This is a genomic window from Mesorhizobium kowhaii, assembly GCF_042431665.1.
Classification (GTDB): Bacteria; Pseudomonadota; Alphaproteobacteria; order Rhizobiales; family Rhizobiaceae; genus Mesorhizobium; species Mesorhizobium kowhaii.
In genome coordinates, this window is record NZ_JBHLYT010000025.1 from 13,403 (window position 1) to 30,622 (window position 17,220).

Here is a 17,220-nt window from a genome sequence, read left to right on the forward strand (position 1 = left end):
CCTGACCTGCATCTCAACACACCTCGGACTAAGTCCGCGTCACTGGGCGAAGTCCATTTCCGGCGGCGCGACCTGGAAGAAGCTGGTCAGGTAGGCGAGATAGGCGACGCCGACCGCCAGCCAAACGAGGCCGAGGACCTTGGCGTTCTCGTCGAGGTTCCACAACAGGAAGAGGTCGCAGACCGCGGCCAGTGCCGGGATGACCAGCCCGATCAGCACGCCGAGAGGACGGACCTGCTGGTCGCGCTTCAGATAGAGCGCGATCACCGAGACGTTGACGGCGGTGAAAGCGAGGAAGGCGCCGAAATTGATGAACGAGGTCGAGGTGGTGACGTCCATGGTCAGCGCCGCGAGGCCGACGGCGCCGACCAGCATCAGGTTGAGGATCGGCGTGTGCCATTTCGGATGCAGGTTGCCGAAGAACGAGGTCGGCAGCACCGCGTCGCGCCCCATGGCGTAGAGCAGCCGGCCGACGCTGGCCTGCGCGGCAAGGCCGGAAGTGAATTGCGCGACGACCAGCGTTGCCAGGAAGATGGTGACGAACAGGTCGCCGCCGATGGCCCTGGCGATTTCGGTGGCGGCGGCATCGACCGAGACGAAATCCGCCCCCGGATGGGCGAGCTGGGTGATATAGGCCGAGGCGATGAAGATCAGGCCTCCGGCGAGCGCGATGATCAGGATCGCCTTCGGCATGGTGCGGCGCGCGTCCCTGGTCTCCTCGGTCAGAGTCGAGACCGCATCGAACCCGAGAAACGAGTAAGCGGCTATTGCCGCGCCCGCGACCGAGGCCGAGAAGGGCACGCCGGTCTTGAAGAAGGGCGTGACCGAGAGCAGGCCGCCAGAGCCGTTCAGCGCCACCACATAGCGGGCGGCCAGCACCAGGAAGGCGACGAGCACGCCGAGCTGCACCACCATCAGGATGAAGTTGACGCGGTTGGCGAAGGCGATGCCGACGACATTGACCAGCGTGGTCAGTGCGATGAAGCCGACGATCCACAGCCAGGCCGGAACCGCGGGAAAGGCCGAGGTGAGATAGGCAGCGCCGATCAGCCAGATCACCATCGGCAGGAAGAAATAGTCGAGCAGGACCGCCCAACCGACGAGGAAGCCAACGCTGGGGTTGATCGAGCGGCGGGCATAGGTATAGGCCGAGCCGGCGACGGGATAGACGCGCGCCATGACGCCGTAGCTGATGGCGGTGAGAAGGATGGCCGCGGCCGCGACGAGATAGGCCATCGCGGTGGTGCCCTGGCTGGTCGCCGCCAGCGCGCCAAAGGTGCCGAAGACGATCATCGGCGTCATGTAGGCCAGGCCGAAGAGCACGACGGACCAGAGTCCGAGCGCGCGGTCGAGTTTGACAGTGTCTTTCATTGTTCCGCCTCCGGGAAGATTGTGTCCGATGCTTTTTCCGGAGACCTAGGCGGGCTTGAGATCGAACTGTTCCGCGCAGGCTTCCGTTCGCATTTCTTGAAGATGAAGGGAAACATGACTTAGCCGGCGCGCGGCGACCATAACCCCAAAGGGGTATGCGAAATCCTCCTTGGCCGGCCAGCCGACGCGCAATGCCGGCCGCTTCGCCTGGGCGACTTCTCCAGGGAGTGAAGCCGCAGTGGCGGTGGATTCGAATGCGGGGGCGAGGGCGGGGCGGGCTCGATCCGCCGGAACATGACCGCCCCTGTCGACGATCGAACGGCGCATTTCCGAGTCCGGTTACCTGGCGATCGGAGCGCTGATCGATTTCCTGGATGACCCACACAGCCGCGCCGGATGGTGCTCATGGAACCGACGGTGATCCAGCGAGAGACAACGTGATGAGGCCTCGTTCGCCAAGTGCCAGATAGCACTCGATGAAATGAGGGTGCCGCTATCCACATGTTAATCATGACGCGGGTTCTGCGTTGTCAGGAACATCACCCGAACGTATTCGGTAACGCCAATGCGCAACGCATATCTTTTTCTTGCCGCCAGTCTCGGGCTCGGATGTCTCGTCCTCACGGCCGTTTCCCTGGCGCGGTCGGAAGCCGCCGGCACCTTGTTTCCGAATGTCAGGGTGGTCAAAGTGGCGCAATGCTCACGCCTTCTTCAAAGCTATCACGACGGCAGCAGGACGATGCCGGAATCCGGCCCTGAACGCACTCGCTACGAAGATTGCTACTACCTGATATGCGGGGGACGCAGACTGGGCGTGTGACCACCACCGCCACGCATCCGCGTCAGCCAGCCCAATCCGAAGCGCCGACCCATCCTGCCCGAATATTGCCTCTCCGCATCCCCTCCCGGTTAAAAAAGTATCATCCGTTGCCCTGAATCGTGGTGGCGCCTACTGTCATGAGCCGGTAGCGTGGTCTCGAAATGCAGAGCCGAAACCAATTCGGCCGGTTTAGGGAATGTGGGCCGAACGCGGCAACGATCCGTGCCGGCCTGGGAGGAAACGGACATGGAACCGGACCTGGAAGTTGTCCAGATACGACGCGGTGAATCGTTCAAGGCGTGGTCGCATGGCTACCCCTTCCACACGGTGCGTTGGCATTTCCATCCCGAATATGAACTGCATCAGGTGATCTTCACCAACGGCCGCTATTTCGTCGGCGACTTCATCGGCGAGTTCGAGCCGGGCAATCTGGTGCTGACCGGACCCAATCTGCCGCACAATTGGGTGAGCGATATCCCGAGGGACAGCTCGATCCCGCTGCGCGGCCGCATCATCCAGTTTTCGGAAAGCTTCATCGGCGACGCCATGCATGTGCTGCCGGAACTGGCGGGGCTCGGGCCTCTGCTCGAGGCATCGCGGCGCGGCGTGCTGTTTTCCAGCCGCACCAGCAAGGAGTTGGCGCCGCTGATGGAAGAGATGATGCAGGCGCAAGGCGTGCGCCGCATCGAGCTGTTTATGATGATATCAGGCCTGCTCAGCCGCGCCCAGGAGTTCCAACTGCTGGCCAGCGCCAGCTACCGACCCGATCCGTCGGGCTACATGACCGCCGGCATGAACAAGGCGTTGGCATATATCAGGGAGAACCTGACGCAGCTGTTCGACGAGGCGGATCTCGCGACTATTGCCGGCCAGTCGACCGGCGCCTTCTCGCGCTCGTTTCGCCGCCACACCGGCATGTCGCTGGTGCAATATGTCAAGCGGCTGCGCATCAACCTTGCCTGCCAGATCCTGATGAGCGACGAGCAGGCCTCGATCACCGACATCTGCTACGAGGTCGGCTTCAACAATCTGTCCAATTTCAACCGGCAGTTCCTGGCGGAGAAGGGCATGCCGCCCTCGCGTTTCAGGCGCCTGCTGGCCGACAACATCAACGCGGGAAAAGCCGCTTAACGGAGGAGCCAGGGAGGACCAAGGGAGGAACCACAATTTTTCGCCTGACAACGTGGCCCGCATGACGCGGCCCGCGATGGAGAGTGCTTGTCTCGAAAATCCTTCGTCAGCGGAGGATGTCGGCGCGGCTTGAAAGGCCGGCGCCGGGCCCTGGTTCCCAACTGCAGTTGGGGCGAGGGCGGACGCGTGTCTTCACATAAAAGCAGTCAACGACCTTCTTACAACCATATCCAGAAACGGAGAAGACCGAATGACCAAATTTTCATTTAAGTCCGCCGGCATGGCCGCACTTGCGCTGTCGCTGCTGGCCGGCACCGCCGCGATCACACGGGCCGCCGAGGTCACCGACGCCACCGTCGCCTTCCTGATGCCCGACCAGGCCTCGACCCGCTACGAACAGCACGACTATCCTGGCTTCGCCGCCGAGATGAAGAAGCTGTGCCCGGGCTGCAAGGTGCTCTACCAGAACGCCGATGCCGACGCCTCGCGCCAGCAGCAGCAGTTCAACTCGGTGATCTCGCAGGGCGCCAAGGCGATCGTGCTCGATCCCGTCGACTCGACCGCCGCCGCCTCGCTGGTCAAGCTGGCGCAGAGCCAGGGCATCAAGGTCATCGCCTATGACCGGCCGATCCCGACCGCGCCGGCCGACTTCTATGTCTCGTTCAACAATGAAGGCATCGGCAAGGCGATCGCCGACTCGCTGGTCGAGCATTTGAAGGCGCTGAAGGTCGATCCGGCCACCGGTGGCGTTTTGCAGATCAACGGCTCGCCGACCGACGCGGCGGCCGGCCTGATCAAGAAGGGCATCCATGAAGGCCTCGACAACAGCGGCTATCAGATCCTAGCCGAATACGACACGCCGGAATGGGCGCCGCCGAAGGCGCAGCAATGGGCCGGCGGCCAGATCACCCGCTTCGGCCCAAAAATCCTCGGCGTCGTCGCCGCCAATGATGGCACCGGTGGTGGCGCCATCGCCGCCTTCAAGGCGGCCGGCGTCGATCCGGTGCCGTCGGTGACCGGCAATGATGCGACGATCGCCGCCTTGCAGCTGATCATCGCCGGCGACCAGTACAACACCATCTCCAAGCCGAGCGAGATCGTGGCGGCAGCCGCCGCCAACGTCGCCATCAAGCTGCTTTCGGGCGAGACACCGAAGGCCGAGATGACGCTGTATGATACACCCTCGCAGCTGTTCACGCCGGCGGTGGTGACGCAGGAAAACCTGAAGGCCGAGATCATCGACAAGAAGATCAACACCGCGGCTGAACTCTGCGTCGATCGCTACGCGGAAGGCTGCAAGAAGCTGGGCATCGGGAACTGACCGCGACCTTTGCCCGTTCCGCTGCCTGGCCGCCAGACCATGATCCCGAAAAGCGGGAACCGGTTTTCGGACAAGATCATGGTCGAACAATAAGCCAGAGCCCCACCCCGAATGCATCGGGGTGGAACAGGCTCTGGCGGCAGCCAGGCAGCGCTCCCCGCTTTTGAACCGGTTTTTCTTGAAAGGTGTTCCAGGCATGGTCGATAACCCGGACGGACCGGTTCCGACAGGCGAGCTGGTGCTCAGCCTGCGTGGCATTTCGAAGAATTTCGGCGCCGTCTCGGCGCTCACCGACATCGATCTCGATGTCCATGCCGGTGAGGTGGTGGCGCTGGTCGGCGACAATGGCGCCGGGAAGTCGACGCTGGTCAAGATCCTCGCCGGCGTGCATCAGCCAAGCTCGGGCACCATCAGCTTTCGCGGCAAGCAGGTCGCGCTTGCCGACCCAAGTGCGGCGCTGACGCTCGGCATTGCCACCGTGTTCCAGGACCTGGCCTTGTGCGAGAACCTCGACATCGTCGCCAACATCTTCCTCGGCCGCGAGCTCAACCCGCTGCGGCTGGACGAGGTGGCGATGGAAGTGCGTGCCTGGACGCTGCTCAACGAGCTTTCGGCGCGCATCCCAAGCGTCCGCGTGGTCGTCGCGTCGCTGTCGGGCGGCCAGCGCCAGACGGTGGCGATCGCCCGCTCGCTCCTGCTCGAACCGAAGCTCATCCTGCTCGACGAGCCGACGGCGGCGCTTGGCGTCGCGCAGACGGCCGAAGTGCTCAACCTGATCGAGCGGGTGCGCGACCGCGGCCTCGGCGTCGTCATCATCAGCCACAACATGGAAGACGTGCGCGCCGTGGCCGACCGCATCGTCGTGCTGCGGCTTGGTCGCAACAACGGCATCTTCACCCCTGATGCCTCGAACCAGGAACTGGTCAGCGCCATCACCGGTGCGTCGAACAATTCGGTGTCGCGGCGCGCCGAGCGTCGGCAGGCCCAGCAGGATCAAATTCAGGAGCCACGCCCATGAGCCGCCAAGTGGAACAGGCCGCTCCCGTGCCGCCGCAGCTCGACCGCGCTGATGTGCGCGTCAAGCATGAGGCCGGCTTAAGCGGCGCCATCCGCGCCTTCTTCGACCGGGTGCGCTCGGGCGATCTCGGCTCGCTGCCGGTCATCGTCGGGCTGGTCATCATCTGGACGGTGTTCGCCAGCATCAACCCGATCTTCCTGTCGAGCAGCAATCTGGTCAATCTGCTGTTCGATTCCTCCACAGTCGGCGTCATTGCGCTCGGCATCGTCTGCGTTTTGATGGTCGGCGAGATCGACCTGTCGGTCGGTTCGATCAGCGGCTTTGCCTCGGCCCTGGTCGGCACGCTGTGGGTCAACCAGGGCTGGCCGGTGGCGCTCGCCATCCTCGCCGCGATCGCCGTCGGCGGCTTCATCGGCGCGCTCTATGCGCTGCTGTTCAACCGCCTCGGCATGCCGAGTTTCGTCTCGACGCTGGCCGGCCTGCTCGCCGTGCTTGGCCTGCAGCTCTACATTCTTGGCTCGACCGGCTCGATCAACCTGCCTTACGGCTCGAACCTGGTGAATTTCGGCCAACTGCTGGTGATGCCGAAAATCGTGTCGTTCGGGCTGGCGGCGGTGCCCGGCATCGTCATGCTGATCACCGGGTTGCGCACCGTTGCGCGCCGCCGCGCCGCCAACCTGTCGGCACCCTCGACCGGCGGTCTCGTCACGCGGGCAGTGGCGATCACGATCGTGCTCGAACTCATCGTCTTCTATCTCAACCAGGCGCGCGGCATCCCGTGGATGTTCGGCCTGTTCGTCGGCCTGGTCATCGCCATGCACTACGCGCTGACGCGGACGAAATGGGGCCGCTCGATGTCGGCGGTCGGCGGCAACCGCGAGGCAGCGCGGCGCGCCGGCATCAATGTGCGGCTGATCTATTCCAGCGCCTTCGTGCTGTGCTCGATGCTGGCTGCTTTCGGCGGCGTGCTTTCGGCGGCGCGGCTGGCCTCGGCCAGCCAGCAGGCCGGCACCGGCGACGTCAATCTCAACGCCATCGCGGCGGCCGTCATCGGCGGCACCAGCCTGTTCGGTGGCCGCGGCAGCGCCTATTCCGCACTGCTCGGCATCATCGTCATCCAGTCGATCGCCAGCGGCTTGACGCTGCTCGATCTGTCCTCGTCGCTTCGGTACATGATCACAGGCGCCGTGCTTGCCATCGCAGTCATCGTCGACTCGCTGGCCCGCCGCTCGCGTGTTTCCCATGGCCGGGCCTGAACCCATCAACAGGAAGAGAGATATGAGTCAACTGTCCGGAAAAGTTGCAGCCATCACCGGCGCGGCGTCGGGGATCGGCCTCGAATGCGCCAGATACATGTTGGCGGCGGGCGCCAGCGTGGTGCTGGTCGACCGCGCCGAGGCGACGCTGAACAGCCTGTGCGCCGAACTCGGCCCCAAAGCGGTCCCGCTGGTGATCGACCTGATGCAGCCATCAAGCGTCGCCACCATGATGCCGCAGATCCTGGAGAAGGCCGGCCAGCTCGACATCTTCCATGCCAATGCTGGGTCGTATGTCGGCGGCGAGGTGCTGACAGGCGATCCCGACGCCTGGGACCGCATGCTCAATCTCAACATCAACGCCGTGTTCCGCTCGATCCACGCGGTGCTGCCGCACATGGTCGAACGCAAGACCGGCGACATCATCGTCACCAGTTCGATCGCCGGGCTGGTTCCGGTGGTCTGGGAGCCGATCTACACGGCCTCCAAGCATGCCGTGCAGGCCTTCGTCCACACGGTGCGCCGGCAGGTTGCCAAGCACGGACTGCGCGTCGGCGCGGTGGCGCCAGGCCCGGTGGTGACGGCGCTGGTCGACGACTGGCCGAAGGCCAAGCTCGAGGAAGAACTTGCCGCCGGCGGCCTGATGCAGCCGCGCGAGGTGGCCGAAGCGGTGATGTTCATGCTGACCCGGCCGCGCAACGTGACGATCCGGGATCTGGTGATCCTGCCGCAGAGTAATGATCTTTAGGGGAGTAGGGCAGTAGGCAGTAGGCAGTAGGGAAGATGTAGACACAGCCTTACTGCCCGATTTCCGGTCAAAAAACGCTTCCTGCTTGCTGCCCCTCATCGCTAATCGCCTACTGCCTACTGCCTATTCCCTACTGCCTGAACCGGAGGTTTCCCAATGCCCCACTATCTCGGCATCGACGTCGGCACCGGCAGCGCGCGCGCCGGGGTGTTCGACCAGGCGGGAAACCTGCTCGCTTCGGCCAAGCAGGAAATCGAGGTCTGGCGCGAGGCCGGCGACATCGTCGAGCAGTCGAGCAACGACATCTGGCGGGCGGTGTGCACTGCCACCCGCGCCACCGTCGCTGAAGCCGGCATAGCGCCCGAGGCGATCGCCGGCATCGGCTTCGACGCCACCTGTTCGCTGGTGGTGCTGGGCGAGGGCGGCGTGCCGTTGCCGGTCGGCCCGTCCAATAATCCCGAACGCAACATCATCGTCTGGATGGATCACCGCGCGGTCGAGCAGACGCGCCGCATCAACCGCAGCGGCGAGGCGGTGCTGACCTATGTCGGCGGCGTCATCTCGCCGGAGATGGAAACGCCGAAACTCCTGTGGCTGGCGGAAAAACTGCCCGCCACCTTCAACGCCGCCTGGCAGTTCCTGGACCTCGCCGATTTCCTGACCTGGCGAGCGACCGGCAGCCTTGCGCGCTCGGTCTGCACGGTGACCTGCAAATGGACTTATCTCGCGCATGAGAGCCGCTGGGACGAGACCTATTTCCGCAAGATCGGCCTTGGCGCGCTGGCCGACGAGGCGTTCGCGCGCATCGGCACCGAGATCGTGCCGGCGGGAGCATCGCTCGGCGGCGGGCTGATCGCGCAGGCGGCGGCGGACCTTGGCCTCGTCCCCGGCACCGCGGTGGCGGCCGGGCTGATCGACGCGCATGCCGGTGGCGTCGGCACGGTCGGCGCGCGCGGCGATTTCGGCAGCGTTTTGTCGCGCATGGCCTATGTCTTGGGCACCTCGGCCTGCACCATGTCGTCGACCGCCCAACCGGCCTTCGTCGACGGTGTCTGGGGTCCGTATTTCTCGGCCATGGTGCCGGGCCTGTGGCTGAACGAGGGCGGCCAATCGGCGGCGGGTGCCGCCATCGATCATCTGGTGCGCATGCACCCGGCGGCAGGCGGAGCGGCGGCCAAGGCGCAGGCGGAGGGCCTCAGCCTCAGCGCCTGGCTGGCGCTGCAGGCGCAAAGCCGCAAGGGAGCCGCGGCCGCGCCGGCGCTGGTCGGCGATATCCATGTCGTGCCGGAATTCCTCGGCAACCGCGCGCCTTTCGCCGATCCGGATGCGCGTGCGCTGATTGCCGGGCTCGATCTCGACACCAGCCTCAACAGCCTCGTCGGGCTCTACGTTGCCGGGGTCTGCGGGCTGGGCTATGGCGCGCGTCAGATCGTGCGGGCCGAGCATGACAAGGGCATCTCGGTCGACACCATCGTCGTCAGCGGCGGCGCCGGGCAAAGCCCACTGGTGCGCCAGCTGCTTGCCGACACGACAGGTATGGTGGTGGTGGCGTCGACCTCGCCGGAGCCGGTGCTGCTCGGCTCGGCGATGCTGGGCGCCGTCGCCGCCGGGGCCTACAAGGATCTGGTGACGGCCATGGCCGGCATGTCGGAACTCGGCGAGGTCTATCATCCCGACGCTTCGCTGGCCGGCTGGCACGACAGGCGCTTCGCGGCGTTCGAGCTGCTGCAGCAGGCCGGCAAGGCGATCAGGGGCTGAGAGACTGTTTGGAAATTCTACTCTGAGCGGCAGTCCGAGTTGCAGCTCGGCACTTTCCTCGAGATGCGAGACCGCGCGCTGAGGCTGTTTGTCGTGGTCTCATTGAACAGACTGGATGAGCCATAGGAGAGCCAGAAGGTTGGCGAGCGAGGCGCAGGCCGGGCCGAAGGTTTTCATCCGATCATCGATGGTGGTGCCTATGACAGCATCTCCAGCCTGCACAAGGATCATTATCCAGGCGATGGCTTCAAGCCATTCCGTCGAACCTGTAAAAAATGGCACGACGCTTGCGACCACCAAAGCCACACTGCGTGCACAACCGTAAAATGCTATTGTCCGGGCGTTGCCGGTCTCGTTCATGGCTGCAGCCAAGGAGAAACCGAGACTGACAACCGCGCTGAGAGCTGTGACTGACGCGCAAACGATGAAGGCTGCGAACATCGGATTCCATGCCTTGTGTGGCCGCTACACCTTACTCGAATAGCCAGGGCGGAAATCAAGTCACTCTTTGCCGCCCCCGGTTATAACTTGCGCGGTCACATGCAGGACACGAATAGCTTCCGCTGCGCTTACAGCTCCTTCTGCGCCAATTCCCTGAATTCGTCAGGCACCGAGCGTGCCGCCTCCAGCGCCACCGTGCCGTAGCCGACCGCCTGCTTGCCGAAGCGCTCGCGGATCTTGTCAATGGCGCGGTCGGCGCCGAAGCGTGCCAGGCCTTTTCGCGTGCCGGGACGGCGCTTGTCGTCGGCGAGGCCGAGCGGCAGTTCGAGCTGCAGCTCGGCACTTTCCTCGAGATGCGAGACCGAGATCGCCAGCAGCGAGATCGTCTTCTCGTGCGGGTGGTCGGCAAGCGCGCCGCGCACCAGGTCGCCGGCGATCTCGGCCAGCGTCGTGGTCGCCGAGATCGGCTGGTCAAGCGTGATCGAACGCGAAACAGTGCTGAGATCGGCAAAGCGCACGCGCACCGTCACCGTACGGCCAGGCCGCGCCTTGGCGCGCAGCCGGCTGGCGACGCGGTCGGCCAGGTGCAGCAAAGTGGGCACGATGACCCGCGCCACGGCGGGCTTCTGCCCAAGTGCCGACTGGGCCCCGGCCGAATGCGCCCGGCGCTTCGTCTCCAGCCTGCGCGGGTCGCGGTTCCATGACAGCGCCGACAGCTTCTCGCCGGCGGCGGGACCGAGCAGCCGGGTCAGCGCGCCGCTGTGCGTCCTGGCCAGCTGGCCGATGGTCTCGACGCCGATTTCGGCCAGCCGCGCCTTCGTCGCCGGGCCGACGCCCCACATCAGCCCGACCGGCAGGTCGTGCAGGAAGGCGAGTTCGGTGCCGGGGTCGACCACCACCAGCCCGTCGGGCTTGGCGACCTGCGAGGCGATCTTGGCCAGATGCTTGGTGCGCGCCACGCCGATCGAGATCGGCAGGCCGAGCTCGGCCCGCACGCGGCGGCGGATGGTCGTGGCGATCTCTCGCGGGGAGCCGAACAGATGCGTGCAGCCGGCGACATCGGCAAAGGCCTCGTCGATGGAAATGCGCTCGACCACGGGCGTGAAATCGTCGAGCACTTTGATCGCCGCGTCGCCCAGTCGCTGGTAGTCGCCGAAATTGCCGCCGACGAAGATCAGCTGCGGGCAGAGCTCGCGTGCCTTGCGTCCCGGCATGCCGCCACGCACGCCGAAGGCGCGCGCTTCGTAGGAGGCGGCGAGCACCACGCCGCCGCCCACAGCAATCGGCTTGCCGCGCAGCGACGGATCGAGCAACTGCTCGACCGAGGCATAGAAGGCGTCGAGATCGGCATGCAGGATGGTGGCTGTCGTTTCCATCCCGACCGCACATCCGCAGTTGCTGATAGATCGAAACAAATAGAGAACAAAAGGAGATAATTGTCAAGCGCACGCGGCCGCCTAAACAATATGCTCCGCCCGCAACGCCTGTTTCATCTGTTCCAGCGCGGCCTCGCCACCGGCCGCCAGATCGTCGGCGATCCGGGCGAGCTTGTCGTCGGCCTTGCGGTGCTTGCTGCCCCAGGCGCCGAGCGTCGCCAGCACGGGCAAGAGATCGATGCCGGCCTCGGTCAGCCGGTAGACCGTTTTCAGCCCGTGCGTCGGGTCGTCGCTGCGGGTGAGGATGCCTTCGTCCTGCAACGTCTGCAGCCGCTCGGCCAGCGTGCGCGAGGAAATGCCTTCGTCGGACTGCAGGAATTCCCGAAAGTGCTTTTTCCCGGCGAAGATCAGGTCGCGGATGATGAGCAGCGTCCAGCGGTCGCCGAGCAGTTCGAGCGACAGGTTGATCGGGCAGCCGGACTTTCCCTTGTTCGACATGTCTATGGTTCCATTTTTAAATCACTTTACTATTGACACCATTCCTCTCATGCGTCAAATGGTTCCAAAAGTACATCATTCGCCAGCCGCCGGACAAACCGAGGAGAATGACAATGAAAAAGCTGATCCTGCAGATGCAGATGTCGGTCGACGGCTTTGTCGGCGCCAATGAGGACCATTACTGGCAGCTCTGGGAATGGGGCGACGATAGCGCCTGGGACGGCGAGCTGAAGCAGGATTTCAACGTCGTCTTCGCCGGCATCGACACCATCCTGCTCAGCCGCAAGATGGCCGAGGAGGGCTATCTCACCCATTGGGGCAATGCGGCGAAGAAATTTCCGCGCGATCCGTTCTACGCCTTTGCGCAGCGGATCGTCGATGTCCAGAAAGTGGTGCTGAGCGACAGGCTCAAAGCCTCGCGGTGGGAGCGCACGACGGTGGCCAGCGGCGACCTGCCGCGCGAAGTCAACGCGCTGAAGGCGGGCGAGGGCGGCGACATGGCCGTCTTCGGCGGCGCCGGGTTTGCCTCCGCCCTGATCGCGGCCGGATTGGTCGACGAGCTCCAGCTGTTCATCAATCCGGCGGTGCTGGGCGCTGGGCGCCGGATCTTCGACCAGGGCGGTTTCCGGGCCCTGCGGCTGCTCGGCTCGAAGGCCTATGCCTGCGGCATGGTGGTCAACCGCTACGCACCGGCGGGTTGATCGGAAGCACGGGGAAGGCATCGCATCGGAAAAATATCGTTTGGGTGGAATCCTTTGCCCGCGTCTCTTCGTCTTCAAGGTGCGGTCGCCGGCAGGGCGGCCGCATCAATCCTGAACGGAGAGAAGACCATGATCCTGGTGACAGGCGCCACGGGCCTGAACGGCAAGGCGATCGTGCGCGAGTTCGCACGGCAGAAGCATGAGGTGAGGGCGCTGGTGCGGGATCCGGCCCGGGCATCGGCGGTGGGCCTCGACGCGCTTGCCGGTGTACGACTGGTCGAGGGCGACATGCGCCGGCCTGAAACGCTGGGCGCTGCACTCGACGGCATCGACCACGTGCTGATGATTTCGACCGCCACTGAGGACATGACGGAAACGCAGTGCCGCTTCATCGACGCCTGCAGGCAGGCTGGTGTTGCCCATGTGGTGAAGTTTTCCGGCGCGGAATCCAACATCGGCTATGACGCGACGAAATTCCGCTTCACGCGCATGCATGAGGAGATCGAGCGCTATCTGGAAGGGGCAGGCATGGCGTGGACGCATCTGCGCCCCAGCCAGTTCATGCAGGTCTATCTGCGCGACGCGCCGACCATTGCCGCCGAGGGCGCCTTCACTCTCGCGCTCGGCGAGACCGAGCTGTCGCCGGTCGATGTCGAGGACATCGCCAAGGTGGCCTTCCGGCTGCTGCGCGATGGCGGCCATGCAGGCGAGAGCCTCGACATGACCGGGCCCGAGGCGCTGACCATGAGCGATGTCGCGGCGCGGATATCGCAAGCGATCGGCAGACCGGTCCGCTATGTCGATGTGAGCCCTGAGGAGCGGCGGCGCAATCTACTGGCCAGCGGCATCTCGGCCAGCTTTGCCGATGCGCTGGACGAGCAACTGGCCGAGCGGCTGCGGCGGCCGAAATCGCGAGTGCATCTGGCGACGCATGAGATGTTTGGCGTGCGCGCAACGCCGTTCGTCGAATTCGCCCGGCGTCATGCCACGATGTTTGGCGGCGAGGATTAGCCGCGCCCGCGAAAAAAAGCATCCGCCGCCACGTATCCTTTCTGCCCGCCCGTTCGTCCTAGGCTTCGAAGGTCGCGCGGCCCGCGATCCGCAACCCCGGGAGACCGTCATGGCGAGCATACAGAGCGAGGCAAACAGGAACCACTACGCGGCGATCGCCGCCAATGCCGGCAAGCTGACCAGCCCGCAAGCGATCATCGACTACAACGACACGCATTGGACGGCGCTGACCGGCGAACCGGGCGGCGTCGACTATGTCGAGGTCGATGCCGGCGGCGTGCCGGCGATGTGGATCGTGCCGAAGGGCGCCGACGAGGAGCGGGTGCTGTTTTACGCCCATGGCGGCGGCTTCGTCGGCGGCTCGATCTACACGCACCGCAAGCTGGTCGGCCATCTGGCCAAGGCCGTCGGCTGCCGGGCGTTGCTCTACAACTATCCGCTGGCACATCAGGCCAAGCATCCGGCCCAGCTCAATGCGGCGATGACCGCCTGGACCTGGCTCACCGATCGGGGTTTCGACACCAGCCACATCGCGCTTGCCGGCGATTCCTGTGGTGCGATGCTGACCTATGGCGTGTTGCAGCGGCTGCGTGCCGAAGGGCGGCCATTGCCGGTCGCCACGCTGATCATCTCCGGCTGGTTCGACATGGCGCTGACCGGTGCCAGCTATGAGACCAACCGCGACAAGGATCCGGCTTTCGCCAAGGCTGCTGTTGACTGGCTGGTGACGAACTTCATTGGCGATGGCGACCGGCTCGATCCGGAGGTCAGTGCGCTCTATGCCGACCTCCGTGGTTTTCCGCCTGTCTTCCTGCAGGCCGGCGCGGATGAAACGCTGGTCGACGAAAGCCGCATGTTCGCCGAGCGCGCCAGGCTGGCCGGCGTCGAGACGCGGCTCGACGTCTTTGACGGCATGCTGCATTCCTTCCAGATGATGGCCGGCAAGGCGCCGGAAGCCGACGATGCGATCGGCCGCTTCGCCGCCTGGGTGCGGCCGAGACTGGGCTTGCCGGCCGTAAGCGACAAAGTTGCCGGCGACAGGGCGGCGTGAGCATGCGCCGGCTGATCGTGTCGGGCTTCGTGCTTGTGGACGTGCAGCACTTGCGCAATGTTGTGGTGACGCTGACCGATACGTCGCGATGAACCAGCAGATCCGCAAATCCGTTGCACCGGCAAAAGGGATGCAGCCGGCCCTCGTCCCCGAAGGCCTGTTCGACCTGCGCTACGCAGCGTTCCTGGAGACGGTGTCGCATCTGCGCGTCAAGCTGCATCGGTACTGCGCGCGCATGACCGGCTCGGCCCTCGATGGCGAGGACATCATGCAGGAGGCGCTGTTCGAGGCCTATCGCAAGATCGAACGGCTCGACGATGCGCAGGCGCTGCGGCCCTGGCTGTTCCGCATCGCCCACAATCGCTGCATCGACTTCATCCGCAACCGCCGCGCGCGGCAGCGGGCCGAGGCCGGCTATGCCGGCGACGACATCGTGCCGCCCGTCGAGCCCGCCGGTCCCGGCGCGGGCCGTGCCATCGAGCGGCTGGTCGTGCATCTGCCGCCGAAGGAGCGCGCCTGCGTGCTGCTCAAGGATGTCTTCGACCATTCGCTTGAAGAAATCGCCGATCTGGTCGGCTCGACCACCGGGGGCGTCAAATCGGCGCTCAACCGTGGCCGCGCCAAGCTCGCCGCCTTGCCGGCGCAGCCGGTCGCGGCACCAGCACACGACCCCGAACTGGCGCGGCTGCTCGATCGCTATGTAGAGCTCTTCAATATCAGGGACTGGGACGGGGTGCGGACGCTGGCCAGCGCCGATGCGCGGTTGCGGGTCTCGGACTGCTACAACGGCCTGCTGTCGGCCTCACCCTATTTCGTCGAATATGAGCGCAGCGAGCTGCCCTGGCGCATGCGGCGCGGCGCGATCGGCGGGGAAATCGTGCTGGTCCTCGACAGGCTGTATGGCGACGCCTGGCGGCCGGCGTATCTGGTGCGGATCCATGCCGCCGACGGCGTCATCGACCATATCACCGACTACTATGCCTGCCCGTGGATCCTGGACATGGCATCCGTCGACGCTGGATGAAGTGCCTTCCCTTCTCCCACAAGGGGGAAGGGAAGGCGGCCTCACTTGGCATCGTGAAAGATAATGCCGACCGTGTGGCGCATGCCTGAGCGCAGGCGGCTGACGCCGTGGCGCAAATTGACGCGGTAATTGCGCTTGCTTCCCTGCACCGGCCGGTTGTGGACGGCGAAGGCAACCGCGTCGCCCTGGCGCAGCGGCACCACCTCGACCCGGCTCTGCATGCGCGGCCGCTGTTCGGTCAGCGCGAACTCGCCGCCGGTGAAATCCTCGCCCGGTTCGGAAAGCAGGATCGCCACCTGCAGCGGGAAGGCGAGGTCGCCATAAAGGTCCTGGTGCAGGCAGTTGAAGTCGCCCGGCACATACTGCAGCAACAGCGGCGTCGGCCGCGTCTGGCCGGCGGCGTGGCACTGTTCGAGAAACTCGGCATGCGTCGCGGGGTAGCGCATGGCCTGACCCATGCGCTCGTTCCACTGATTGGCGACCTCGGCCAGCCGGGGATAGAGCGCGCTGCGCAGACCGCCGAGCAGATCGGGTAAGGGATAGCGGAAATAGCGGTACTCGCCCTTGCCGAAGCCGTGCCTGGCCATGTGGATGTGGCTGCGGAAGTGCTCTTCATGGGGATAGAGACCGGCGATCTGCCGGCACTCTTCGGGCGCGAGCAGCTTTTCGATCACCGCGCAGCCGAAGCCGTCGAGGTCGGCGGCAAGGGCTGGCCAGTCGTAACCGGCGATGCGCGTCTCAGCAGCTTCGACCACGGACGCGGCAACCTTGGCATGGGCGTTCATAGTGTTGCCTCCTTGTCGAGCAGGGCGCGCTTGCGCTCGACGCCCCAGCGGTAGCCGGCCAGCGTGCCGTCGGCGCGGACAACACGGTGGCAGGGAATGCCGAGCGCGATGGCGTTGGCGGCGCACGCTGTGGCCACGGCGCGGGCACCGTTCGGCTGGCCAAGGCGGCGGGCAAGGGCGGTGTAGGTGATGGTGGCGCCGCACGGGATGGCGCGCAGCACGTCCCACACCCGCTGCTGGAAAGGCGTGCCGTGGCGCATGTCGAGCGGCAGGTCGAGGCCTACGCTGGGCGTTTCGATGAAGCGCGCTATGGCCGCGAGATCGTCGCGCAAGGCGGCCTCGTCTTCGATCCGCATCCTGCCGGGGAAGCGGTTGCCGAGGTCCTGCTCCAGCGTGTCGGCGTCGGAGCCGATCAGGATGGCGCAGACGCCGATGCGGCTGCGCGCCGCCAGGATGTTGCCGATCGCGGATTCGCCGATGGCATAGGCGATGGTGTCAAGGGCGGCGGCGTTGCGGGCTATTGCCGTCGGTGCGGTCATTTGGGTTTGCATGAGGTTCATTGCCTTCACTCCTTTGTGTGTGACTGAACCCTACAGAGACGGCGTCCGGTCCTCACTCCGGTGCTTGCTTTCAAATTCAAATCGCAGGATCTGGGGCCGTTCACACTCGTCACGCGAGGCGGGTGACGGAGAGCTCGCCGAGCAGGAACACTTCGCCGGTCAGCAGGTGTAGCTCGATCTCGCCGGTCGTGGTGCGGCTCCACTCGGCTTTGCCGCCGTCGATTAGCTCGCCGATTGCGGTCATCACCAATGATTTTGCGTCATCGGCGCGCTTGTGGCGAGAACTGTCGCGGGTCTGGCTGTTCCCATTGGCGGTGTTGTCGGGAGACCTAGCCATCGCGCGCATTGCG

17 protein-coding genes are annotated in these 17,220 nt (G+C 65.1%); 10 read left to right on the plus strand and 7 right to left on the minus strand.

Annotation, left to right across the window (positions count from 1 at the left end; genetic code table 11):
* Positions 1-39 precede the first annotated feature (39 nt).
* Positions 40-1,371 (minus strand): APC family permease, encoded by a 1,332-nt coding sequence (locus ACFFNA_RS15955; RefSeq protein ID WP_378919693.1) that lies wholly within the window; start codon positions 1,369-1,371, stop codon positions 40-42.
* A gap of 1,066 nt (positions 1,372-2,437) precedes the next feature.
* On the opposite strand from ACFFNA_RS15955, the gene ACFFNA_RS15960 reads away from it, so the two are divergent.
* The 6 genes from ACFFNA_RS15960 (at position 2,438) to ACFFNA_RS15985 (ending at position 9,423) form a co-directional block, all read left to right on the plus strand.
* Complete coding sequence (locus ACFFNA_RS15960; RefSeq protein WP_111543409.1) at positions 2,438-3,322, plus strand: AraC family transcriptional regulator; 885 nt, start codon at positions 2,438-2,440, stop codon at positions 3,320-3,322.
* A gap of 250 nt (positions 3,323-3,572) precedes the next feature.
* Positions 3,573-4,643, plus strand: a complete 1,071-nt coding sequence (locus ACFFNA_RS15965) for an ABC transporter substrate-binding protein (protein ID WP_378919696.1) — start codon at positions 3,573-3,575, stop codon at positions 4,641-4,643.
* 196 nt (positions 4,644-4,839) lie between these two features.
* Positions 4,840-5,661: an ATP-binding cassette domain-containing protein gene (locus tag ACFFNA_RS15970; RefSeq protein WP_378919698.1), complete on the plus strand. Its 822-nt coding sequence runs from the start codon at positions 4,840-4,842 to the stop codon at positions 5,659-5,661.
* Complete coding sequence (locus tag ACFFNA_RS15975; RefSeq protein WP_111543412.1) at positions 5,658-6,917, plus strand: sugar ABC transporter permease; 1,260 nt, start codon at positions 5,658-5,660, stop codon at positions 6,915-6,917. Before ACFFNA_RS15970 ends, ACFFNA_RS15975 begins: the two co-directional genes overlap by 4 nt.
* A gap of 22 nt (positions 6,918-6,939) precedes the next feature.
* The gene (locus ACFFNA_RS15980; protein WP_378919700.1) at positions 6,940-7,665 is read left to right on the plus strand and encodes an SDR family oxidoreductase; all 726 of its coding nucleotides are present in this window, start codon (positions 6,940-6,942) and stop codon (positions 7,663-7,665) included.
* Positions 7,666-7,821: 156 nt separating this feature from the next.
* Positions 7,822-9,423, plus strand: a complete 1,602-nt coding sequence (locus tag ACFFNA_RS15985; protein ID WP_378919702.1) for an FGGY-family carbohydrate kinase — start codon at positions 7,822-7,824, stop codon at positions 9,421-9,423.
* 99 nt (positions 9,424-9,522) lie between these two features.
* Here ACFFNA_RS15985 and ACFFNA_RS15990 read toward each other — a convergent pair whose 3' ends face one another.
* From ACFFNA_RS15990 to ACFFNA_RS16000, 3 genes are all read right to left on the minus strand, one after another.
* Positions 9,523-9,783, minus strand: a complete 261-nt coding sequence (locus ACFFNA_RS15990; RefSeq protein WP_111543797.1) for a hypothetical protein — start codon at positions 9,781-9,783, stop codon at positions 9,523-9,525.
* 209 nt (positions 9,784-9,992) lie between these two features.
* Positions 9,993-11,240, minus strand: a complete 1,248-nt coding sequence (gene dinB / locus ACFFNA_RS15995; RefSeq protein ID WP_111543414.1) for a DNA polymerase IV — start codon at positions 11,238-11,240, stop codon at positions 9,993-9,995.
* An 81-nt stretch (positions 11,241-11,321) separates the two neighbouring features.
* Entirely contained in the window at positions 11,322-11,738 is a 417-nt protein-coding gene (locus ACFFNA_RS16000; RefSeq protein ID WP_378919705.1) for a winged helix-turn-helix transcriptional regulator, read from the minus strand.
* Between the two features lie 113 nt (positions 11,739-11,851).
* Here ACFFNA_RS16000 and ACFFNA_RS16005 point away from each other — a divergent pair, with 113 nt between their 5' ends.
* The 4 genes from ACFFNA_RS16005 to ACFFNA_RS16020 all read left to right on the plus strand — a co-directional run bounded on the left by ACFFNA_RS16005 (position 11,852) and on the right by ACFFNA_RS16020 (position 15,525).
* Positions 11,852-12,439 carry a dihydrofolate reductase family protein gene (locus tag ACFFNA_RS16005; protein WP_378919707.1) on the plus strand — a complete coding sequence of 196 codons (588 nt, stop codon included), beginning with the start codon at positions 11,852-11,854 and terminating at the stop codon, positions 12,437-12,439.
* 129 nt (positions 12,440-12,568) lie between these two features.
* Entirely contained in the window at positions 12,569-13,450 is an 882-nt protein-coding gene (locus ACFFNA_RS16010; RefSeq protein ID WP_378919709.1) for an SDR family oxidoreductase, read from the plus strand.
* A gap of 109 nt (positions 13,451-13,559) precedes the next feature.
* The gene (locus ACFFNA_RS16015; RefSeq protein WP_378919711.1) at positions 13,560-14,501 is read left to right on the plus strand and encodes an alpha/beta hydrolase; all 942 of its coding nucleotides are present in this window, start codon (positions 13,560-13,562) and stop codon (positions 14,499-14,501) included.
* Between the two features lie 88 nt (positions 14,502-14,589).
* Entirely contained in the window at positions 14,590-15,525 is a 936-nt protein-coding gene (locus ACFFNA_RS16020; protein WP_111543418.1) for a sigma-70 family RNA polymerase sigma factor, read from the plus strand.
* Between the two features lie 41 nt (positions 15,526-15,566).
* Here ACFFNA_RS16020 and ACFFNA_RS16025 read toward each other — a convergent pair whose 3' ends face one another.
* From ACFFNA_RS16025 to ACFFNA_RS16035, 3 genes are all read right to left on the minus strand, one after another.
* Entirely contained in the window at positions 15,567-16,310 is a 744-nt protein-coding gene (locus ACFFNA_RS16025; protein ID WP_378919713.1) for a 2OG-Fe(II) oxygenase, read from the minus strand.
* On the minus strand, positions 16,307-16,870 hold the full coding sequence (locus ACFFNA_RS16030; RefSeq protein ID WP_378919715.1) for a methylated-DNA--[protein]-cysteine S-methyltransferase: 564 nt from the start codon (positions 16,868-16,870) through the stop codon (positions 16,307-16,309). The genes ACFFNA_RS16025 and ACFFNA_RS16030 overlap by 4 nt, the downstream gene beginning before the upstream one ends.
* A gap of 109 nt (positions 16,871-16,979) precedes the next feature.
* Complete coding sequence (locus tag ACFFNA_RS16035) at positions 16,980-17,216, minus strand: hypothetical protein (protein WP_111543421.1); 237 nt, start codon at positions 17,214-17,216, stop codon at positions 16,980-16,982.
* Positions 17,217-17,220: the final 4 nt, after the last annotated feature.

Coding starts and splice junctions, on each gene's coding strand:
- ACFFNA_RS15955 (WP_378919693.1), bottom strand. CDS start 1,371: ATGAAAGACACTGTCAAACTCGACCGCGCGCTCGGACTCTGGTCCGTC.
- ACFFNA_RS15960 (WP_111543409.1), top strand. CDS start 2,438: ATGGAACCGGACCTGGAAGTTGTCCAGATACGACGCGGTGAATCGTTC.
- ACFFNA_RS15965 (WP_378919696.1), top strand. CDS start 3,573: ATGACCAAATTTTCATTTAAGTCCGCCGGCATGGCCGCACTTGCGCTG.
- ACFFNA_RS15970 (WP_378919698.1), top strand. CDS start 4,840: ATGGTCGATAACCCGGACGGACCGGTTCCGACAGGCGAGCTGGTGCTC.
- ACFFNA_RS15975 (WP_111543412.1), top strand. CDS start 5,658: ATGAGCCGCCAAGTGGAACAGGCCGCTCCCGTGCCGCCGCAGCTCGAC.
- ACFFNA_RS15980 (WP_378919700.1), top strand. CDS start 6,940: ATGAGTCAACTGTCCGGAAAAGTTGCAGCCATCACCGGCGCGGCGTCG.
- ACFFNA_RS15985 (WP_378919702.1), top strand. CDS start 7,822: ATGCCCCACTATCTCGGCATCGACGTCGGCACCGGCAGCGCGCGCGCC.
- ACFFNA_RS15990 (WP_111543797.1), bottom strand. CDS start 9,783: ATGAACGAGACCGGCAACGCCCGGACAATAGCATTTTACGGTTGTGCA.
- dinB (WP_111543414.1), bottom strand. CDS start 11,240: ATGGAAACGACAGCCACCATCCTGCATGCCGATCTCGACGCCTTCTAT.
- ACFFNA_RS16000 (WP_378919705.1), bottom strand. CDS start 11,738: ATGTCGAACAAGGGAAAGTCCGGCTGCCCGATCAACCTGTCGCTCGAA.
- ACFFNA_RS16005 (WP_378919707.1), top strand. CDS start 11,852: ATGAAAAAGCTGATCCTGCAGATGCAGATGTCGGTCGACGGCTTTGTC.
- ACFFNA_RS16010 (WP_378919709.1), top strand. CDS start 12,569: ATGATCCTGGTGACAGGCGCCACGGGCCTGAACGGCAAGGCGATCGTG.
- ACFFNA_RS16015 (WP_378919711.1), top strand. CDS start 13,560: ATGGCGAGCATACAGAGCGAGGCAAACAGGAACCACTACGCGGCGATC.
- ACFFNA_RS16020 (WP_111543418.1), top strand. CDS start 14,590: ATGAACCAGCAGATCCGCAAATCCGTTGCACCGGCAAAAGGGATGCAG.
- ACFFNA_RS16025 (WP_378919713.1), bottom strand. CDS start 16,310: ATGAACGCCCATGCCAAGGTTGCCGCGTCCGTGGTCGAAGCTGCTGAG.
- ACFFNA_RS16030 (WP_378919715.1), bottom strand. CDS start 16,870: ATGAACCTCATGCAAACCCAAATGACCGCACCGACGGCAATAGCCCGC.
- ACFFNA_RS16035 (WP_111543421.1), bottom strand. CDS start 17,216: ATGCGCGCGATGGCTAGGTCTCCCGACAACACCGCCAATGGGAACAGC.